The organism is Vreelandella sp. H-I2, from assembly GCF_052959335.1.
Genome location: NZ_JBRAMC010000007.1, coordinates 26,329 through 42,254, shown reverse-complemented (window position 1 = coordinate 42,254; position 15,926 = coordinate 26,329). Strand labels below are relative to the sequence as shown.

Annotated in this window: 12 protein-coding genes; 7 read left to right on the top strand and 5 right to left on the bottom strand. The window is 52.6% G+C overall.

Annotation, left to right across the window (positions count from 1 at the left end; translation table 11 throughout):
• Positions 1-2: 2 nt before the first annotated feature.
• A complete protein-coding gene (gene lexA / locus ACUVOF_RS17035) occupies positions 3-680 on the bottom strand; it encodes a transcriptional repressor LexA (RefSeq protein ID WP_447045470.1) in 678 nt (225 codons plus the stop codon).
• Positions 681-959: 279 nt separating this feature from the next.
• Between lexA and ACUVOF_RS17030 the strand changes: the two genes are divergently transcribed.
• The 4 genes from ACUVOF_RS17030 (at position 960) to ACUVOF_RS17015 (ending at position 3,910) form a co-directional block, all read left to right on the top strand.
• Positions 960-1,637 (top strand): TetR/AcrR family transcriptional regulator, encoded by a 678-nt coding sequence (locus ACUVOF_RS17030; protein WP_113269672.1) that lies wholly within the window; start codon positions 960-962, stop codon positions 1,635-1,637.
• Positions 1,615-2,151, top strand: a complete 537-nt coding sequence (locus ACUVOF_RS17025) for a L,D-transpeptidase family protein (RefSeq protein ID WP_447045469.1) — start codon at positions 1,615-1,617, stop codon at positions 2,149-2,151. Before ACUVOF_RS17030 ends, ACUVOF_RS17025 begins: the two co-directional genes overlap by 23 nt.
• 100 nt (positions 2,152-2,251) lie before the next feature.
• Positions 2,252-3,283 (top strand): beta-N-acetylhexosaminidase, encoded by a 1,032-nt coding sequence (gene nagZ, locus ACUVOF_RS17020; RefSeq protein ID WP_447045468.1) that lies wholly within the window; start codon positions 2,252-2,254, stop codon positions 3,281-3,283.
• 48 nt (positions 3,284-3,331) lie between these two features.
• Positions 3,332-3,910 carry a hypoxanthine-guanine phosphoribosyltransferase gene (locus tag ACUVOF_RS17015; RefSeq protein WP_447045467.1) on the top strand — a complete coding sequence of 193 codons (579 nt, stop codon included), beginning with the start codon at positions 3,332-3,334 and terminating at the stop codon, positions 3,908-3,910.
• A 20-nt stretch (positions 3,911-3,930) separates the two neighbouring features.
• On the opposite strand, the gene ppsR is transcribed toward ACUVOF_RS17015, so the two are convergent.
• On the bottom strand, positions 3,931-4,764 hold the full coding sequence (ppsR, locus tag ACUVOF_RS17010) for a posphoenolpyruvate synthetase regulatory kinase/phosphorylase PpsR (protein ID WP_113269675.1): 834 nt from the start codon (positions 4,762-4,764) through the stop codon (positions 3,931-3,933).
• A gap of 323 nt (positions 4,765-5,087) precedes the next feature.
• On the opposite strand from ppsR, the gene ppsA reads away from it, so the two are divergent.
• Entirely contained in the window at positions 5,088-7,463 is a 2,376-nt protein-coding gene (gene ppsA, locus ACUVOF_RS17005) for a phosphoenolpyruvate synthase (RefSeq protein WP_447045676.1), read from the top strand.
• 117 nt (positions 7,464-7,580) lie between these two features.
• Complete coding sequence (gene ggt / locus ACUVOF_RS17000) at positions 7,581-9,371, top strand: gamma-glutamyltransferase (protein ID WP_447045466.1); 1,791 nt, start codon at positions 7,581-7,583, stop codon at positions 9,369-9,371.
• Between the two features lie 9 nt (positions 9,372-9,380).
• Here ggt and ACUVOF_RS16995 read toward each other — a convergent pair whose 3' ends face one another.
• From ACUVOF_RS16995 to acnB, 3 genes are all read right to left on the bottom strand, one after another.
• Positions 9,381-11,324 carry a glycerophosphodiester phosphodiesterase family protein gene (locus ACUVOF_RS16995; protein WP_447045465.1) on the bottom strand — a complete coding sequence of 648 codons (1,944 nt, stop codon included), beginning with the start codon at positions 11,322-11,324 and terminating at the stop codon, positions 9,381-9,383.
• Between the two features lie 42 nt (positions 11,325-11,366).
• The gene (gene rraA, locus ACUVOF_RS16990; protein ID WP_447045464.1) at positions 11,367-11,861 is read right to left on the bottom strand and encodes a ribonuclease E activity regulator RraA; all 495 of its coding nucleotides are present in this window, start codon (positions 11,859-11,861) and stop codon (positions 11,367-11,369) included.
• A gap of 190 nt (positions 11,862-12,051) precedes the next feature.
• A complete protein-coding gene (acnB, locus tag ACUVOF_RS16985) occupies positions 12,052-14,655 on the bottom strand; it encodes a bifunctional aconitate hydratase 2/2-methylisocitrate dehydratase (protein ID WP_447045463.1) in 2,604 nt (867 codons plus the stop codon).
• 583 nt (positions 14,656-15,238) lie between these two features.
• Here acnB and miaE point away from each other — a divergent pair.
• Positions 15,239-15,925 carry a tRNA isopentenyl-2-thiomethyl-A-37 hydroxylase MiaE gene (miaE, locus tag ACUVOF_RS16980; RefSeq protein ID WP_447045675.1) on the top strand — a complete coding sequence of 229 codons (687 nt, stop codon included), beginning with the start codon at positions 15,239-15,241 and terminating at the stop codon, positions 15,923-15,925.
• Position 15,926 lies beyond the last annotated feature (1 nt).

The window sequence follows — 15,926 nt, the reverse complement described above, 5'->3', positions numbered from 1 at the left end:
TTTTAGCCGAGCGCCTGCCCGTTACCACCGCGAATGACGCCGACGCCGACGCCTTCGATATCGAGTGACTGATAGCGCAGATCTATTTCGATTGGCGCAAAGTCGGAATTTTCTGCAAACAGGGTTACCTGATGCCCCTGGCGTTTGAAGCGTTTAACGGTCACTTCATCCTCCAGACGAGCAACCACGATCTGTCCATCACGTACCCGCTCGGTGCGGTGAACTGCCAACAAGTCACCTTCTAAGATGCCGATATCTTTCATTGATAAACCACGTACACGCAGTAGGTAGTCAGCTTTTGGTGTGAAGTATTCTGGTGGTAATGGGCAGTAGCGATCAATATGCTCGGCGGCCAGTATAGGGCTGCCTGCCGCCACTTCTCCAATCACCGGTAGGCCTGTGGGCAGCGGCTCTACATTGGAGGGTACGGTCGTGGTGGCACTATCCAGGGCTTCTTGGGGCTCTTGGTTGGGCAGGCGGATGCCGCGAGAGGTATTGCGGATAATACGAATAACCCCCTTGCGCTCAAGTGCGCGCAGGTGTTCTTCAGCCGCATTAGGAGAACGGAAGCCAAGCGCTTTAGCAATCTCGGCGCGCGTAGGAGGGTAGCCAAATTCGCCCATGGTCTTAACGATAAAATCAAAGACATGCTGTTGGCGAGCGGTTAGTGGACGCGACATACCAGACTCCATAATTTGTAAATTGATAGTGAACTGACAGTAACAAAGATAAATGTCGAATTAATCGATAAGTGGTTAAGTATACAGTATGTTCCTCTGTCCAGTATATGGCCTGTCAATCCTCATTTTCTCTACCCGGGCAATTTTAGTCATCGTTTTAAACTAAGTTTTTTCTTATGCAAGACGCCATATTTCATTAGTAAATCAAGCGTTGAGCCTGCCAAGTTTATAGAATAGTATTTTGCTATGTTTTAAACACTTGTTTCCCTGGAGAGCGCTATGGCTCAGTCTGATACGGTGACCCGTATACTCGATACCGCTGAAGTGCTGTTTGCAGAGCGTGGTTTTGCTGAAACCTCGCTGCGCAACATCACTAGTAAAGCGCGCGTCAACTTGGCGGCCGTGAACTACCATTTTGGCTCTAAGAAAGCCTTAATTCAGGCTGTGTTTTCTCGCTATCTAGATCCTTTTACAGTGCGTTTTCACACGGCACTTGATGAGCTTGAAGCCCAGCATAAAGGGCACGTTGTGCCGCTTGAAACGTTACTCGAAACAATGGCAACAACCGTTCTGGCTGTGCCGGCTGAACGCAACAGTCTCAAAGTATTCATGCGCTTACTTGGACTGGCCTACAGCCAAGCACAAGGGCATCTTCGACGCCATATTCAACAAGAGTATGGCGATGTGTTTGCCCGTTTCACGGAGCTTGTGCGTCAGGCGACACCAGACCTGCCTGACGCGGAACGCTTTTGGCGACTACACTTTATGCTTGGTACCGTGATATTTACCCTGTCAGGCCTCGATGCATTGCGAGATATCGCGGAAAAGGATTATCACGAGCAGGTCACTGTGCGGGATTTAGTAAGGCGGTTGCGTCCGGTGGTAGTTGCTGCCATGAATGCACCGTTACCTCCTGCCCTCGAAGAAGGAAAACATGCGAACGCCCAAGCTAGCTGAGCTACCTCCAACTGAAAACATCTGGCTGGAGATTGATACCACTCAACAGCTAATGCGCTGCTGGTGGGGCGCGAAAGTGCTTCATGAATACGCGATATCTTCCGGTGCCGCCGGTAATGGAGAGCAAAATGGGAGTGGTAAAACACCCCATGGTTGGCACTATGTACGAGCCGCTATTGGTGCTGATAGACCGGAAAATGCCGTTTTTCGGGGCCGACGCTGGACTGGCGAGGTATTTTCACCTGCGCTAGACGAGATTTATCCAGGGCGTGACTGGATTTTAACCCGTATTTTGTGGCTTTGCGGGTTAGAAAGGGGAGTGAACCGCGGAGGCCAGGTAGACTCGCAACGGCGCTATATCTACCTGCACGGTACGCCACCTGATCAGCCGATGGGTGTTGCTGCTTCCCATGGCTGTATCCGTTTACGTAACAGTGATTTGCTGACTATCTTTTCGTTAGCAGTGCCGGGTACCCCGGTTTGGTTGCATGGCGGTCGGCAGTGTTTTGACTAACCAGGCTGTGACTGACAGTAACAACCGTTAATGTGTCTCAGATTTTGACTCTGCTAGACGATCGTCTAGAATCATCGCCCCTTTTAATGGACCTATCACGATGACTCAACCGTTAGGCCCGGTCATGCTGGACCTTGAAGGCCCTAAATTGACGGCTGCAGAAAAGCGCTTACTACTTGAACCGACGGTAGGGGGCGTTATTTTATTTGCCCGTAATGTCGAGAATGGCTATCAGGTTCGCCAACTCTGCAGCGATATTCGCCGTGTGCGTGCTGATTTACTGCTGGCAGTCGATCAAGAGGGCGGACGCGTTCAGCGTATTAAAGAAGGGTTGACCCGTCTTCCTGCCATGGCGCGCATTGGCGAGCGCTATCGCGACAATCCCGAAGATGGCTTGTCGTTAGCAAAAGATGCTGGGTGGTTATTGGGAATGGAAATGGCCGCCTGCGGGTTGGACTTAAGTTTTGCTCCCGTACTGGATGTTGAAAGCGGTGTCTCAAGTGTTATTGGTGATCGTAGTTTTAGCAGTGATCCCCAGCACGTGGCGCAATTGGGCAGCGCGTTTGTTCAGGGCCTACACGATGCAGGTATGGCGGCGGTGGGTAAGCACTTCCCTGGCCACGGTGGGGTAGCCGCAGACTCTCACGTCGCACTGCCGGTGGATGATCGTCCGCTAGAGGTTATTAAACGGCATGACCTGATACCCTTTGCCCAGCTAGCCACACAGCTAGAAGGCGTAATGCCTGCGCATGTGATTTACAGTGCTTTCGATAAGCGCCCGGCAGGCTTTTCGCCTAATTGGCTCGGTATGTTGCGCGAATCGCTGGGGTTCAAAGGCTGTGTGTTTTCCGACGACTTAAGCATGGCGGGCGCCCACGAAGCGGGCGATCCTAAAGCGCGCGCTCAAGCGGCGCTAGCGGCAGGCTGCGATATGCTGTTGGTATGTAATGATCGTGCTGCCGCGCTTGAAGTGATGCTGGCGTGCCAGGGTATAGATACCAAACGTCCCGCTAAACTGCGCTATAGCCGTGCGCGGCCTGATTTAGACGCGCTGAGTGCGCTGGGCCGTTGGCGCCGTGCTCACGCTAAGTTGGAAGCGCTGGCGAACCAGTCAAACCCCAGCGCTATTTAGCCACGTATTGTAGCAAATACAGTTTATAACCCGCCCTGGAGTTGGTAGATGTCAAAGTTGGATAAAGAGGCGTTAGAATCGCTAGACTCAATGCGTGAGTTGATGGATAACGCCGACTGTTTAATTTCTCAACAAGAGGTAGAACTTGCTCTTGATCGCATGGCGGAAGCAATCACTCGTGATTTAGGCGATAAACTGCCGGTTTTTTATTGTGTAATGAATGGTGGCTTGATTACGACAGGGCATTTGCTCACCCGTTTAGGCTTCCCGCTGGAAGTGGACTATCTACATGCCACGCGTTACCGCAATGAATTCCGTGGGGGTGAGCTTTTTTGGCGTGTTTCTCCAGAAGTACCCATGGCAGGCCGCCATGTGGTAATCGTTGACGATATCCTGGACGAAGGCGCGACACTGGCGGCCATTTTGGCTTACTGTGAAGAAGCCCAAGCCGCCAGCGTCACCACGGCTGTATTGGTCGATAAACAACACGATCGCAAAGCAGTGCCCGGCTTGAAAGCCGACTATTGCAGCTTGAAAGTCGCCGATCGTTATGTGTTCGGCTTTGGCATGGATTACAAAGGTTACTGGCGCAACGCACCGGGTATTTTTGCGCCGAAAGGCATGTAATCACACAGTGACTTATCGTATTAGCGGGGCGAAAAGCGCCTCGCTAAACCGGTCTCGGCAATCATTCGCGTAGAGATCTCCTCCACCGAAAAGCGTGTCGCATCGATAAAGGGAATATGCATGGTGCGGTAAAGCGATTCAGCCTGTTCCACTTCTTGAAGGCATTGATCCATCGAACTGTAGCGGCTATTGGGGCGTCTTTCATTGCGAATCGCCGACAAGCGCCGTGCATCAATCGTTAAGCCAAACAGTTTTTGACGATGAGGCACAAGTGCCTTGGGCAGCTTCAGCATTCCGTCTTCATCTAGATCATCTTCCGTCAGCGGATAATTGGCCGCCCGAATGCCAAACTGAAGTGCCAAATAGAGCGAGGTGGGTGTTTTGCCGCAGCGTGAGACGCCCACCAGGATGATATCCGCTTTATCATATTGATGGGTGCGGGCGCCGTCATCGTTATCAAGCGCGAAGTGAACGGAGTGAATACGGTCCATATAAACGTCATCACTACCAATCGAATGAGTACGCCCCACGCTGTAGGAAGAGTGAGTGTCCAGCTCCTGTTCTAAAGGCTCTAGGAAAGTCGAAAAAATATCGACTTTGAAACCGGATGCCTGACGAATGACGTTGCGAATCTGCTGGTCGACAATGGTGTCAATGATAATAGGACGATGCCCGTCGCGGTCGGCCGTTGATTCAATGATCGCTGCTAACGCCTGAGCTTTTTCCAGCGTATCGATATAGGGCTTGGTCTGCATGTCGATTTCGACATCGCTGAACTGGGCCAGTAGGCTGCGCCCTAAACTTTCCGCCGTGATGCCGGTGCCATCTGAAATAAAAAAAGCCGTACGTTTCATGACAAAATCCAGTGATGATGAATGCGTCTATTGTGGGCCGAGCCTTTTGCCAGCACAACGTGGCATAGCAATTTACTGCGGCAACTTCGTCAGCGCGATACACATTTGGTGAAAGGTGTGCGCACCTGACTACATAACCAGCCCAAAAAGCCCTGCTGTTGTAAAAATCCTCCACTCTCTTCGCTATTAGACCAATGGCGAATAGTGGGGCGTGGTGCTAGGGTGTCTTGATTAATTATCCATGGCCCATGGTCTTATCGACTATGCATAGTTTTGGTAACTATGTCAGCGGCTGTGCCGGTGTCTATGAGCGAGGGGGTTACGTGGAAGAGTATATTCTGTGGTTCGATCAGTTGGGCATGTCGGACGTCGAACGCGTGGGTGGCAAAAATGCCTCGCTGGGTGAAATGATTTCCAATCTTTCAGGTGTTGGAGTGACGGTTCCTGGCGGCTTTGCTACCACTGCTCACGCTTATCGCGAATTTCTCTCCCATGAAGGGCTAAATGAACGTATCAACGCTACTCTTGCTCGTCTGGATGTAGATGATGTGAAAGCCCTGGCCGAAGCAGGGCGCAACATTCGCCAATGGGTTATCGATACCCCGCTTCCCCCCACGTTTGAAGCAGCCTTGCGTGAGGCTTATGGCCAACTTCAACAACAGCACCCGCAACTGAAAGTAGCCGTACGCAGCTCAGCCACCGCGGAAGACCTCCCTGACGCCTCCTTCGCGGGTCAGCAGGAGACCTTCCTGAATATTGAAGGCTTTGACAATATCAAGCGTGCAGTGCACGAGGTTTTTGCCTCGCTGTTTAATGATCGTGCAATCTCTTACCGTGTGCACCGCGGCTATGCCCACGAAAATGTCGCCTTGTCGGCAGGCGTGCAAAAAATGGTGCGCTCAGAGACCGGCGCGGCCGGCGTTATGTTTACTCTGGACACCGAATCTGGTTTCAAAGATGCCGTTTTTGTCACTGGCTCTTGGGGCTTGGGCGAAACCGTGGTACAGGGCGCAGTTAATCCCGACGAGTTCTACGTGCACAAGCCGACACTGGCGGCGGGCCGCCCTGCGGTGTTGCGCCGTAATTTGGGTTCCAAGCTGATCAAGATGGTTTATGGCCAAGATGCCAGCGCCGGTAAATCGGTTGAAACCGTCGATGTGCCCCATGCCGACCGCGGCCGCTTCTGTATCAACGATCAGCAAGTGATGGATCTGGCCCGTCAGGCAATGACTATCGAACAGCACTACCAGCGGCCCATGGATATCGAGTGGGCGCTGGATGGTGATGACGGTGAGCTGTATATTGTTCAGGCACGTCCTGAAACGGTGGTCTCTCAGCAGGAAGGGGGCAAGCTTGAGCGCTTCCAGCTACGCGAAAAGGGTCGCACATTGATTACCGGACGGGCAATTGGCCAACGCATTGGCCGGGGTACCGTTAAGGTAGTGTTAAGTCCGGATGATATGGACAAGATCCATGACGGCGATATCCTGGTCACTGACATGACCGACCCGGATTGGGAGCCGATCATGAAACGTGCTTCTGCGATTGTCACTAATCGAGGCGGGCGCACCTGTCATGCGGCCATTATCGCCCGCGAGTTGGGCATTCCTGCGGTAGTGGGTTGTGGCGATGCCACCACTCAACTACAAGATGGGATCGACGTGACGGTGTCTTGCGCGGAAGGCGATGCCGGCAATGTCTATGAAGGCCTTCTGGAGTTTGATTGTAAAGTCTCCAGTGTTGATGCCATGCCAGAAATCCCTTTCAAAATTATGATGAATGTGGGCAATCCTGATCGCGCCTTTGGGTTTGCCAGCTTGCCTCATGCGGGTGTTGGTTTGGCACGCCTTGAGTTTATTATTAACCGCATGATTGGCGTCCATCCAAAGGCGCTGTTGGAGTACGATACGTTGCCTGTGGATTTACAGCAGGTAATCGATTTACGTACCGCAGGTTATGCCGATCCAGTCAGTTTTTATGTGGATAAGCTGGTAGAAGGCATCTCTACTCTGGCGGCCGCATTCCACCCTCAGCGTGTGATCGTGCGTTTGTCAGATTTTAAGTCAAACGAATACGAAAATTTGATTGGCGGTAAGCTTTATGAGCCGGGTGAAGAAAATCCAATGCTGGGTTTCCGGGGAGCGTCACGCTACATTTCTGAGGCGTTCCGGCCCTGCTTTGAACTCGAGTGCCGAGCGCTCAAGCGGGTGCGCGAAGAGATGGGCTTCGAGAACATCGAAATTATGGTGCCTTTCGTACGCACAACCGATGAAGCGCGTGAAGTGGTAGAACTGTTGGCGGCGAACGGCCTGGAGCGCGGTGGCCCGACAGGGCTTAAAGTCATAATGATGTGCGAACTGCCTGCTAACGCACTACTAGCTGATGAGTTCCTTGAGTATTTTGACGGTTTCTCGATCGGCTCAAATGACTTGACCCAGTTAACACTAGGTTTGGATCGTGACTCAGGTATCGTGGCGCATCTGTTTGACGAGCGTAATGGGGCGGTTAAAAAGCTGCTTGCGATGGCCATTCAGGCGTGTAAAGCAAAAGGCAAATATGTGGGTATTTGCGGGCAGGGTCCGTCAGACCATCCAGATTTAGCGAAATGGCTGATGGAGCAGGGCATTGACTCTGTCTCACTTAACCCCGATGCGGTGTTGGAAACGTGGTTTATGCTCGCAGGACAAAAAATCGAGTAATCGCGTTCACCTTCAGTGATCGCTGTGCGCCCGGCCATTGTGCCGGGCGTTGCTGTTTTTATAGGCTACCCTTTGTGAGTGGTTTTTTTTATTTAACTTAACGTGGAGAGCGCTGAGATGTCCCCAAAAGCGGCTAAGTTCGCGCTACCTGTTCTGCTTGTGGCGCCGTTATATAGTTGGGGGTTTAGCTATGAGACTCCTGCCATTTCCCCAGAAAGTGAATCTGGCTATGAAGAGAAACCCGGTTGGGAGGCTGAGTCGTTTGCAGTGGCTGCTGCCAATCCGCTAGCGACCGATGCTGGTTACCAAGTGCTGAAAGCCGGCGGTAATGCTATTGATGCGACCATTGCGGTGCAAATGGTACTGAATTTGGTAGAGCCCCAGTCTAGCGGTATCGGAGGTGGGGCTTTTTTAATGCACTACGACGGCAGCGAAGTGCGCGCTTATGATGGCCGTGAAACTGCTCCCCAAGGCGTTAGTGGTGAGTTGTTTCTGGAAGATGGCGAGCCGCTTGAGTTTAACGAGGCGGTTGCTAGTGGTCTTTCCGTCGGTGTGCCAGGCACGCTGCGTATGCTTGAAAAAGCTCACGCAGAGCATGGTGAGTTGGCCTGGAAAGAGTTGTTTACGCCTGCCATTACCTTGGCCGAGGAGGGGTTTGCCGTTAGTAATCGGCTGCATACTAGCTTGGAGAGCGATGAGTATCTGCGCCGGGATCCACTCGCAAGCCAGTTTTATTACAACGATGAAGGTGAGCCGATCGCGGTTGGAGAAACGCTTAAAAACCCGGCCTTGGCAGAAGTCTTTCGCCGCGTGGCAGCCAAAGGCAGTTCCGCTTTATACGAGGGTTCCGTCGCAGAGGATATTGTCGAGCGGGTTCAGAACCATCCCGAGCGCCCAGGTAGTCTGACGCTTGATGATATAAATGGCTACGAGGCGCTTGACCGAGAACCGTTGTGCACCCCTTGGCAACAGTGGGAAGTGTGCGGTTTCCCGCCACCCTCGTCGGGTCATCTCACCGTTATGCAGATATTGGGTATGCTTGATCAACAGCCGCTGCTTGAAGCCCCGTTGGATAATGGCGCCCCAAGCAGCACCTGGTTGCACCAGTTTCTTGAAGCCTCGCGTCTGGCATTTGCCGACCGTGGACGTTACATCGCCGATCCCGACTTTGTCGATGCTCCGGGCGGCGATTGGTCATTGATGCTGGCCCCTGAATACCTTGAAAAGCGTAGCGAACTCATTGGTGAACTGAGCATGGGGGATAGCGTTGAACCGGGCAACCCCGGTGAGCTTGCGGTTAGTTGGGCCAGCCAGCCGAATCAGCCTGAATACGGCACTAGCCATATCAGCATTGTTGATGAAGACGGCAACGCGGTGTCAATGACCACTACCATTGAGCAGGCGTTTGGTTCACGCATTCTCTCGGATGGTGGGACAGGCTTGGCAGGTGGTTTCCTGCTTAATAATGAGCTAACCGACTTTTCATTCATGCCTGAAGTGGATGGTGACCCCGTGGCGAATCGGGTCGAACCCGGTAAGCGCCCGCGTTCCAGCATGAGCCCGACCCTCGTGTTCGATCAAGAAAGCGGAGAGCTAGTCGCCAGCTTGGGCTCGCCGGGAGGCGCGGCGATTATTCATTACACGGCCCGTACGCTCGTAGCGATGCGCGATTGGGGTTTGAATGCGCAGGAAGCATTGAACCTTCCCCATGCCATTACGCTGGGCGGAGAAGTATATGTTGAGGAAGGCCGTTTTCCTGAGGCAACCCAAGAGGCGCTGCGTGAGCGAGGACACACGGTTAGCGAACGGGAGCTAACCAGTGGACTTCAAGCAATTATGCGCCTTGATGATGGCACTCTGTTTGGTGGCGCTGATCCTCGCCGTGAAGGCGTGGTCATGGGTGACTAGAAATTCGCTTTATTGGCGAAGCCAGTTGCGCAGCTTCACCAGCATTAGCGCCCCGTCGCTTAACTCCCGACGGTCGTGAATAAGCGCTGTTAAACGATCTGGGTAGTCGGTGATGATTGCATCGACACCCAGGTCAATTAACGCCGACATTCTGGCACGGTCGTTGACTGTCCAAGCGTGTATTTCGTAGCCATACAGTCTTGCCAGGCGAATTTCTCCTTGCGTTATTCGATTGTGTCGAAGGCCCAATGCATCAAAGCCGCGACGATTCAGCGTGCCGGGCAAAATGAGCTGTGCCAGTAGCGTGACACGCAGCTCTGGTGCTCGAGCATTAATATGCTCAAGTAACAATGGCGACATGGTGGCCATGCGGGTGTCTAGCAGGGCGTTGGGGAAGCCACAGTTGGCATAGCCATCGAAGGCGTTATGCTGGGTCGCCCAACAGCGATATCGCACGTCGCTTTCGGCGTCTAGGGTATCCATTACTGCGTTGGCTAACGTTTGTTCCTGCCCTGGTAACGGTTTGATATCAATCATTAATCCCGCTTTTCCTCTAACGCGTTCGAGCGCTTCATCGAGGCCAGGAATGGCTTCGTTTTGGAAAGCATCGCCAAACCAGCTGCCCACGTCGAACTGGCTGAGTTGTTCTCTGGTTAGCTCGCCAAACTCACGGTTGTCGCCAGTTAGCCGCGCCATGCTGCGGTCGTGGTAAAGCATCACTTGCTGGTCACTGCTCAAGCGTACGTCTATTTCTATGTAGTGAGCACCATCGATCAGTGACTGCTCCAGCGCGGCAAGGGTGTTTTCTGGAGCCACCATGGAGCTTCCTCGATGGGCGATCACTGCAACGTTGTCACGAATTTCAAAGCTATTCAGAATCCACCACGCTTGTAAGCCGGCGAAAACCAGCACGCTGAGCTCAACCGCCCAGGCAAGTCGTCCTGCGTTAGTATCTTCCGGTGGAGCCGCTGGACGTGGTTCTTGATGAGCTAGCTGCATATACAAACAGGCAGAAAGCAGGGCATTGGCGGCAATACCAATAAACGTAATGGCGAGCGTTACCAGCACATAGCCCAGTAAATAGGTCAACATCGCCGGAATCAGCACTGCATTATGTTCGGGTAGCCACCACAGTAGGGGCGTGAACAGGCGGTCGAATAGCAGAGTGATCAGCAGTGGAAGGCTGATAATAATCAGCAGCAAGAGCAAAACCGCTGCCCCAATAGAGCGCCGCCAGCCGCGCGTTAAACTAACGCTGCGCTTGAGTGCCTGCCATGGGCTGCAGCTTTCCAGTGCTACCAAGGGCAGCGCAAGTAGCCAGCGTAAATAGAGCCATGAAGCTGCCCATATCCAGGCGATGACAAGTGGTAAGGCGCAGCCTATGAAATACCATAGGACGGGGGGGCGTACATGCTGTAAATAGTAGGGGTCAATACCCCCTAACCACCCATCATATAACCAAGCGAGCGCTGCCATGAAGGGCGCAAGCAGCAATAAGTGTATGCCTACCTGAAGAAACACCAAGCCCGCCAGAGCAGGTAGTCGTCGAGTGCTCAACCAGAGTGCTTCAAGGGCTAAGCGATAGTGGTTGTCACGTGGTCTGACGGCGACTTGCAGCATGCCCGCCTGCTGCCAGTAAATAATTACAAATGTGAGTCCAAGCCCTACCAACATGCCCAGCAATCCTAATGGGCTAAACAGTAAGGTAATCAGCTCATCATTAGTGACGACGGTACGGTTGAGTTGAGCAAGCAGCCCGCGAACTACCCAGGTGACCGCTGGCAGCAGCAAGGCTGAGGCGAGCAAGGTGAAAAACAGGTGGTAGGCGATCAGGGGTCGAAGATGATCGCGCAGCGTTCGTAGTAAGGCAGAGCCAAGATAGGTCAAAGGCTGCATCGTCATTAAACGGTAAGAGTGAAGCACCAGGGTGGCAGTTACCGCCACACCTGGCAAGGGGCTCTTTTAAGTCAAACTTAATGACTACTGAGGTCGTTGTTAAGAAAGTGGCAGCTCTTGCTCGGCAACAATAATGCCGTTGTTATCGGCATATAACCACTGGCCGGGCCGAAGAGTAACGCCGGCAAAGGAGACGTCAATATCACGCTGTCCTTCGCCGCGTTTTTCGCTTTTGCGCGGATGGCTGCCTAGCGCCTGAACGCCAATGGGTAGAGCGGCGAGTATATCAACATCCCGTACGCAGCCGTACATAACGACCCCCGCCCAGCCGTTGGCGACGGCCTTCTCGGCGAGCATGTCCCCCAGCATGGCGCAGCGGTGCGAACCACCCGCATCAACCACAAGCACCGCGCCGTTCCCCGGCTCGGCAACGGCTTGTTTCACCATAGAGTTATCTTCAAAGCACTTTATTGTCCGAATAGGGCCGTAGAAGGCTTCTAGCCCGCCAAAATTGGCAAAAAGTGGGTCAAGTACAGCGACCTCTGGGTGTGCATCGCAGAGATCGGGCGTCACTATATCAATCGAATTCGACATCACTCGCTCCTAAGGTTAAACGCTGTTGGATTATCGATCAGTTTAGAAAGGTAGAGCATAAAAAACGCCCCGCCCTGTAAAACAGTGGCGGGGCGTTCGGTCATCGACTCAGAAAATGCAACAGGTCGCATTTTCTGCGATGGTGCGAGCATCGGCGATGGGGCGGCCTATCTCAAGTGTTTAACAAGCATTAGGCTTCTTGAGCGACCGGAATCACGTTTGAGGCTATCTTTTGATACTCCTCAATTTCGTGAAAGTTCATATAACGATAAATCTCGCCCGCCATAGCGTCAAATTCACCCATATAGCGTTGATACTCTTCAACGCTGGGTAGGCGTCCTTCTACTGCGGCAACGGCCGCCAGTTCCGCAGAGGCGAGGTACACATTGGCACCGTCACCCAAACGGTTCGGGAAGTTACGTGTAGACGTAGACACCACGGTGCTCTTAGCGGCAACGCGGGCCTGGTTACCCATACACAATGAACAACCCGGCATCTCCATACGGGCACCGGCACGGCCATAAATGCCGTAGTAGCCCTCTTCGGTCAGCTGATGCTGATCCATTTTCGTCGGTGGTGCCAGCCACAGCCGGGTTTTTAAGCTACCTGCAGGCTGCTTCTCAAGCAGTTTACCAGCCGCCCGGAAGTGGCCGATGTTGGTCATGCAAGAGCCGATAAAGACCTCATCGATTTTCTCGCCCGCCACGTCAGACAACAGGCGCGCATCGTCAGGATCATTCGGCGCACAAAGAACCGGCTCTTTAATTTCAGCCAGGTCAATTTCGATAACTTCAGTGTACTCGGCATCTTGGTCGGCACGCATCAAGCTGGGGTTGGCCAGCCATGCTTCCATACCTTCGATACGACGGCTAATGGTACGCTCGTCGCCGTAACCGTTGGCCATCATCCACTTCAAGAGGGTAATGTTGGACTTCAAGTATTCAGTAACGCTCTCTTCAGACAGCGTGATGGTACAGCCAGCGGCGGATCGCTCGGCGGACGCATCAGAAAGCTCGAAGGCTTGCTCAACGGTTAAGTCTTCCAGACCTTCAATTTCCAACACACGCCCAGAGAAGGCATTTTTCTTGTTGGATTTATCAACGGTCAGCAAGCCCTGCTTGATGGCGTAGAGCGGAATGGCGTGAACCAGGTCGCGCAGCGTAACGCCCGGCTGGCGCTTACCCTTGAAGCGAACCAGTACAGATTCCGGCATGTCCAGCGGCATGACACCGGTGGCAGCGGCAAACGCGACCAAGCCTGAACCGGCTGGGAAAGAGATGCCTAGCGGGAAGCGAGTATGCGAATCGCCACCGGTGCCAACGGTATCAGGCAGCAGCATGCGGTTGAGCCAGCTGTGAATAATACCGTCACCTGGGCGCAGTGAAACGCCGCCACGGTTCATAATGAAGTCGGGCAGGGTGTGGTGAGTATCCACATCTACGGGCTTTGGGTAAGCCGCGGTGTGGCAGAACGACTGCATTACCAGGTCGGCTTGGAAGCCAAGACAGGCAAGGTCTTTCAGCTCATCACGGGTCATCGGGCCGGTGGTGTCTTGTGAGCCAACGGTGGTCATCTTGGGCTCGCAGTACATGCCGGGGCGAACGCCCTCTAGACCACAGGCTTTACCGACCATTTTCTGCGCTAAGGTGAAGCCTTTGCCAGTATCTTTAGGCTGATCGGGTAAGCGGAAAACGTCAGAGGTGGGCAGGCCCAGTGACTCACGCGCTTTACCAGTCAAACCGCGGCCAATGATCAGGGGAATACGGCCGCCAGCGCGTACTTCATCCAGAATCAGCTGCGTTTTAAGCTCAAAAGTGGTGATTACGTCATCGCTATCGTGTTTGCACACTTTACCTGCATAGGGGTAAACATCGATGACATCGCCCATGTTCAGGTTGCTGACATCCATCTCAACCGGTAGGGCGCCTGAGTCTTCCATGGTGTTAAAGAAGATAGGCGCAATTTTGCTACCAAAGCAGAAACCGCCTGCACGCTTGTTGGGCGCGTAAGGAATATCGTCACCGAAGAACCACAGTACCGAGTTGGTGGCAGATTTACGCGATGAGCCGGTGCCGACTACGTCGCCGACATAGACGACGGGGAAGCCCTTGGCTTTAACGTCTTCGATCTGTTTGAGCGGGCCAGTGGTGCCTGGAACCAATGGCTCAATGCCGTCGCGCTCGTTTTTGAGCATGGCGTTGGCATGGAGCGGAATATCCGGGCGTGACCAGGCATCCGGCGCAGGTGACAGGTCATCGGTATTGGTTTCACCAGGAACTTTAAATACGCTCAGGGTGATTTTTTCAGCCAGTGCGGGTTTAGACAGGAACCAGTCGGCGTCTGCCCAGGACTGAATAACCTCTTTCGCGACGCTGTTGCCGTTCTTGGCGCGGCTTTCCACATCGTGGAAGGCATCGAACATCAGCAGGGTGTGCTTAAGCTGCTCGCCGGCTTCGCGCGCAAGCTCCTCGTTATCGAGTAGCTCCACCATTGAGACGATATTATAGCCACCCTGCATGGTGCCAAGCAGTTTAACGGCATGAATCTTATCGATCAGCGGAGAGCTCGCTTCACCTTTAGCAATCGCGGTTAGAAAGCCAGCTTTTACATAAGCAGCTTCATCAACGCCCGGCGGTACGCGGTGGGTAATTAAATCGAGAATAAACTCTTCTTCACCTGCCGGTGGCGTTTTCAGCAGTTCAACCAGCGAGGCTACTTGCTCAGCGTTTAGGGGTTTGGGCGGGACGCCCTCAGCGGCACGTTCCTCGACATGTTGGCGGTAAGCTTCAAGCACGTTGGGGCCCTCTCATTTTACGTTCTCATTTACTTTATGGTGACGGCATACACGTTGCACGGTGTTGGCCGCGCAGTTGATGTAAAGTGGGGCCGATCACATAGGACATACGCTTGACAAACAGCGTGTGGTTGGATGGCTGGGATTCTACGGCAAACTGTCGACAATGTTAAGCTGGCAAGTCGGGGCGGCTCTTGTACTTTATGTTGATGCCTCGATCTAAACGAATCAAAAAAACGTTTTTTATGAGTCTATTGGCTCAAAAAAAGGAAAGTTTTTTCCATCTCATCGTTATCCGCTGGCTGTGCAGATGTGATTGTCGTTACAGCGCGTTACCATAGTCCTCAATTTATATCTTTAGAACCTACCTACTAATCGTAATCGCACTTGTGAGCCTCATGTAAACTCATGAGCGAGGGAGGAATAAAGTGCTTCCATCTTTTTTACTGGCTTCACTAAATTAGCATTAGACAATATAGGACGTAAAAAAATAATGCGTAAAAAGGATTACAAATAATAGGGCTAGGCGCCTTGCGCGCTTATGTGTTGTACAATAGTGAAATACAAGATCGGTGATGGTGTTATGTCGATACAACTTAATGCATTTAATACTAGTGAATTACACAATAGTGCCTTGCAAATGGCTGATCATGCATTGAAAGCAGATGATCTGTTGCCGGAAAGTCTGCACCAGTTTTTAGCCTGTTCAACCCCGGTTGCGTGGCTACAGTGGGCGCTTGAAAATCCTGAAACTCTTTTAATTGATCATGCGCAATGCGAAAAAAAAGCTGCTTCAACGGCAATGAGCCTGCTTTATCGTTACGTTGACCAGCCGCTCTTGCTAAGCAAAATGTCGCAACTAGCTCGGGAAGAGTTGTTGCATTTCGAGCAGGTAGTCGCGCTTATGGAGTCGCGCGGAGTGGCTTACCAGCATTTGACAGCTTCACGCTATGCGGAAGGCCTTAGACGGCACTTGCGCAGCAATGACCCCGAACGGCTAATTGATGTATTAATCATCGGTGCCCTTATTGAGGCACGTAGCTGTGAGCGATTTGCTTGTTTAATCCCTTATTTAGATGAAGAACTTGCCAAATTTTATCGTACCCTGGTGAAATCAGAAGGGCGTCATTTTGAAGACTATTTGTTACTTGCTCGCCAGCAAACTCAAAGCTCAATTGACGAGCGGATCGCTTTTTTTGTAGCGCGTGAAGCGGAGCTGATTACTTCGCCCGATACGGCTTTTCGTTTTCATAGCGGTGTGCCAGCTTAAG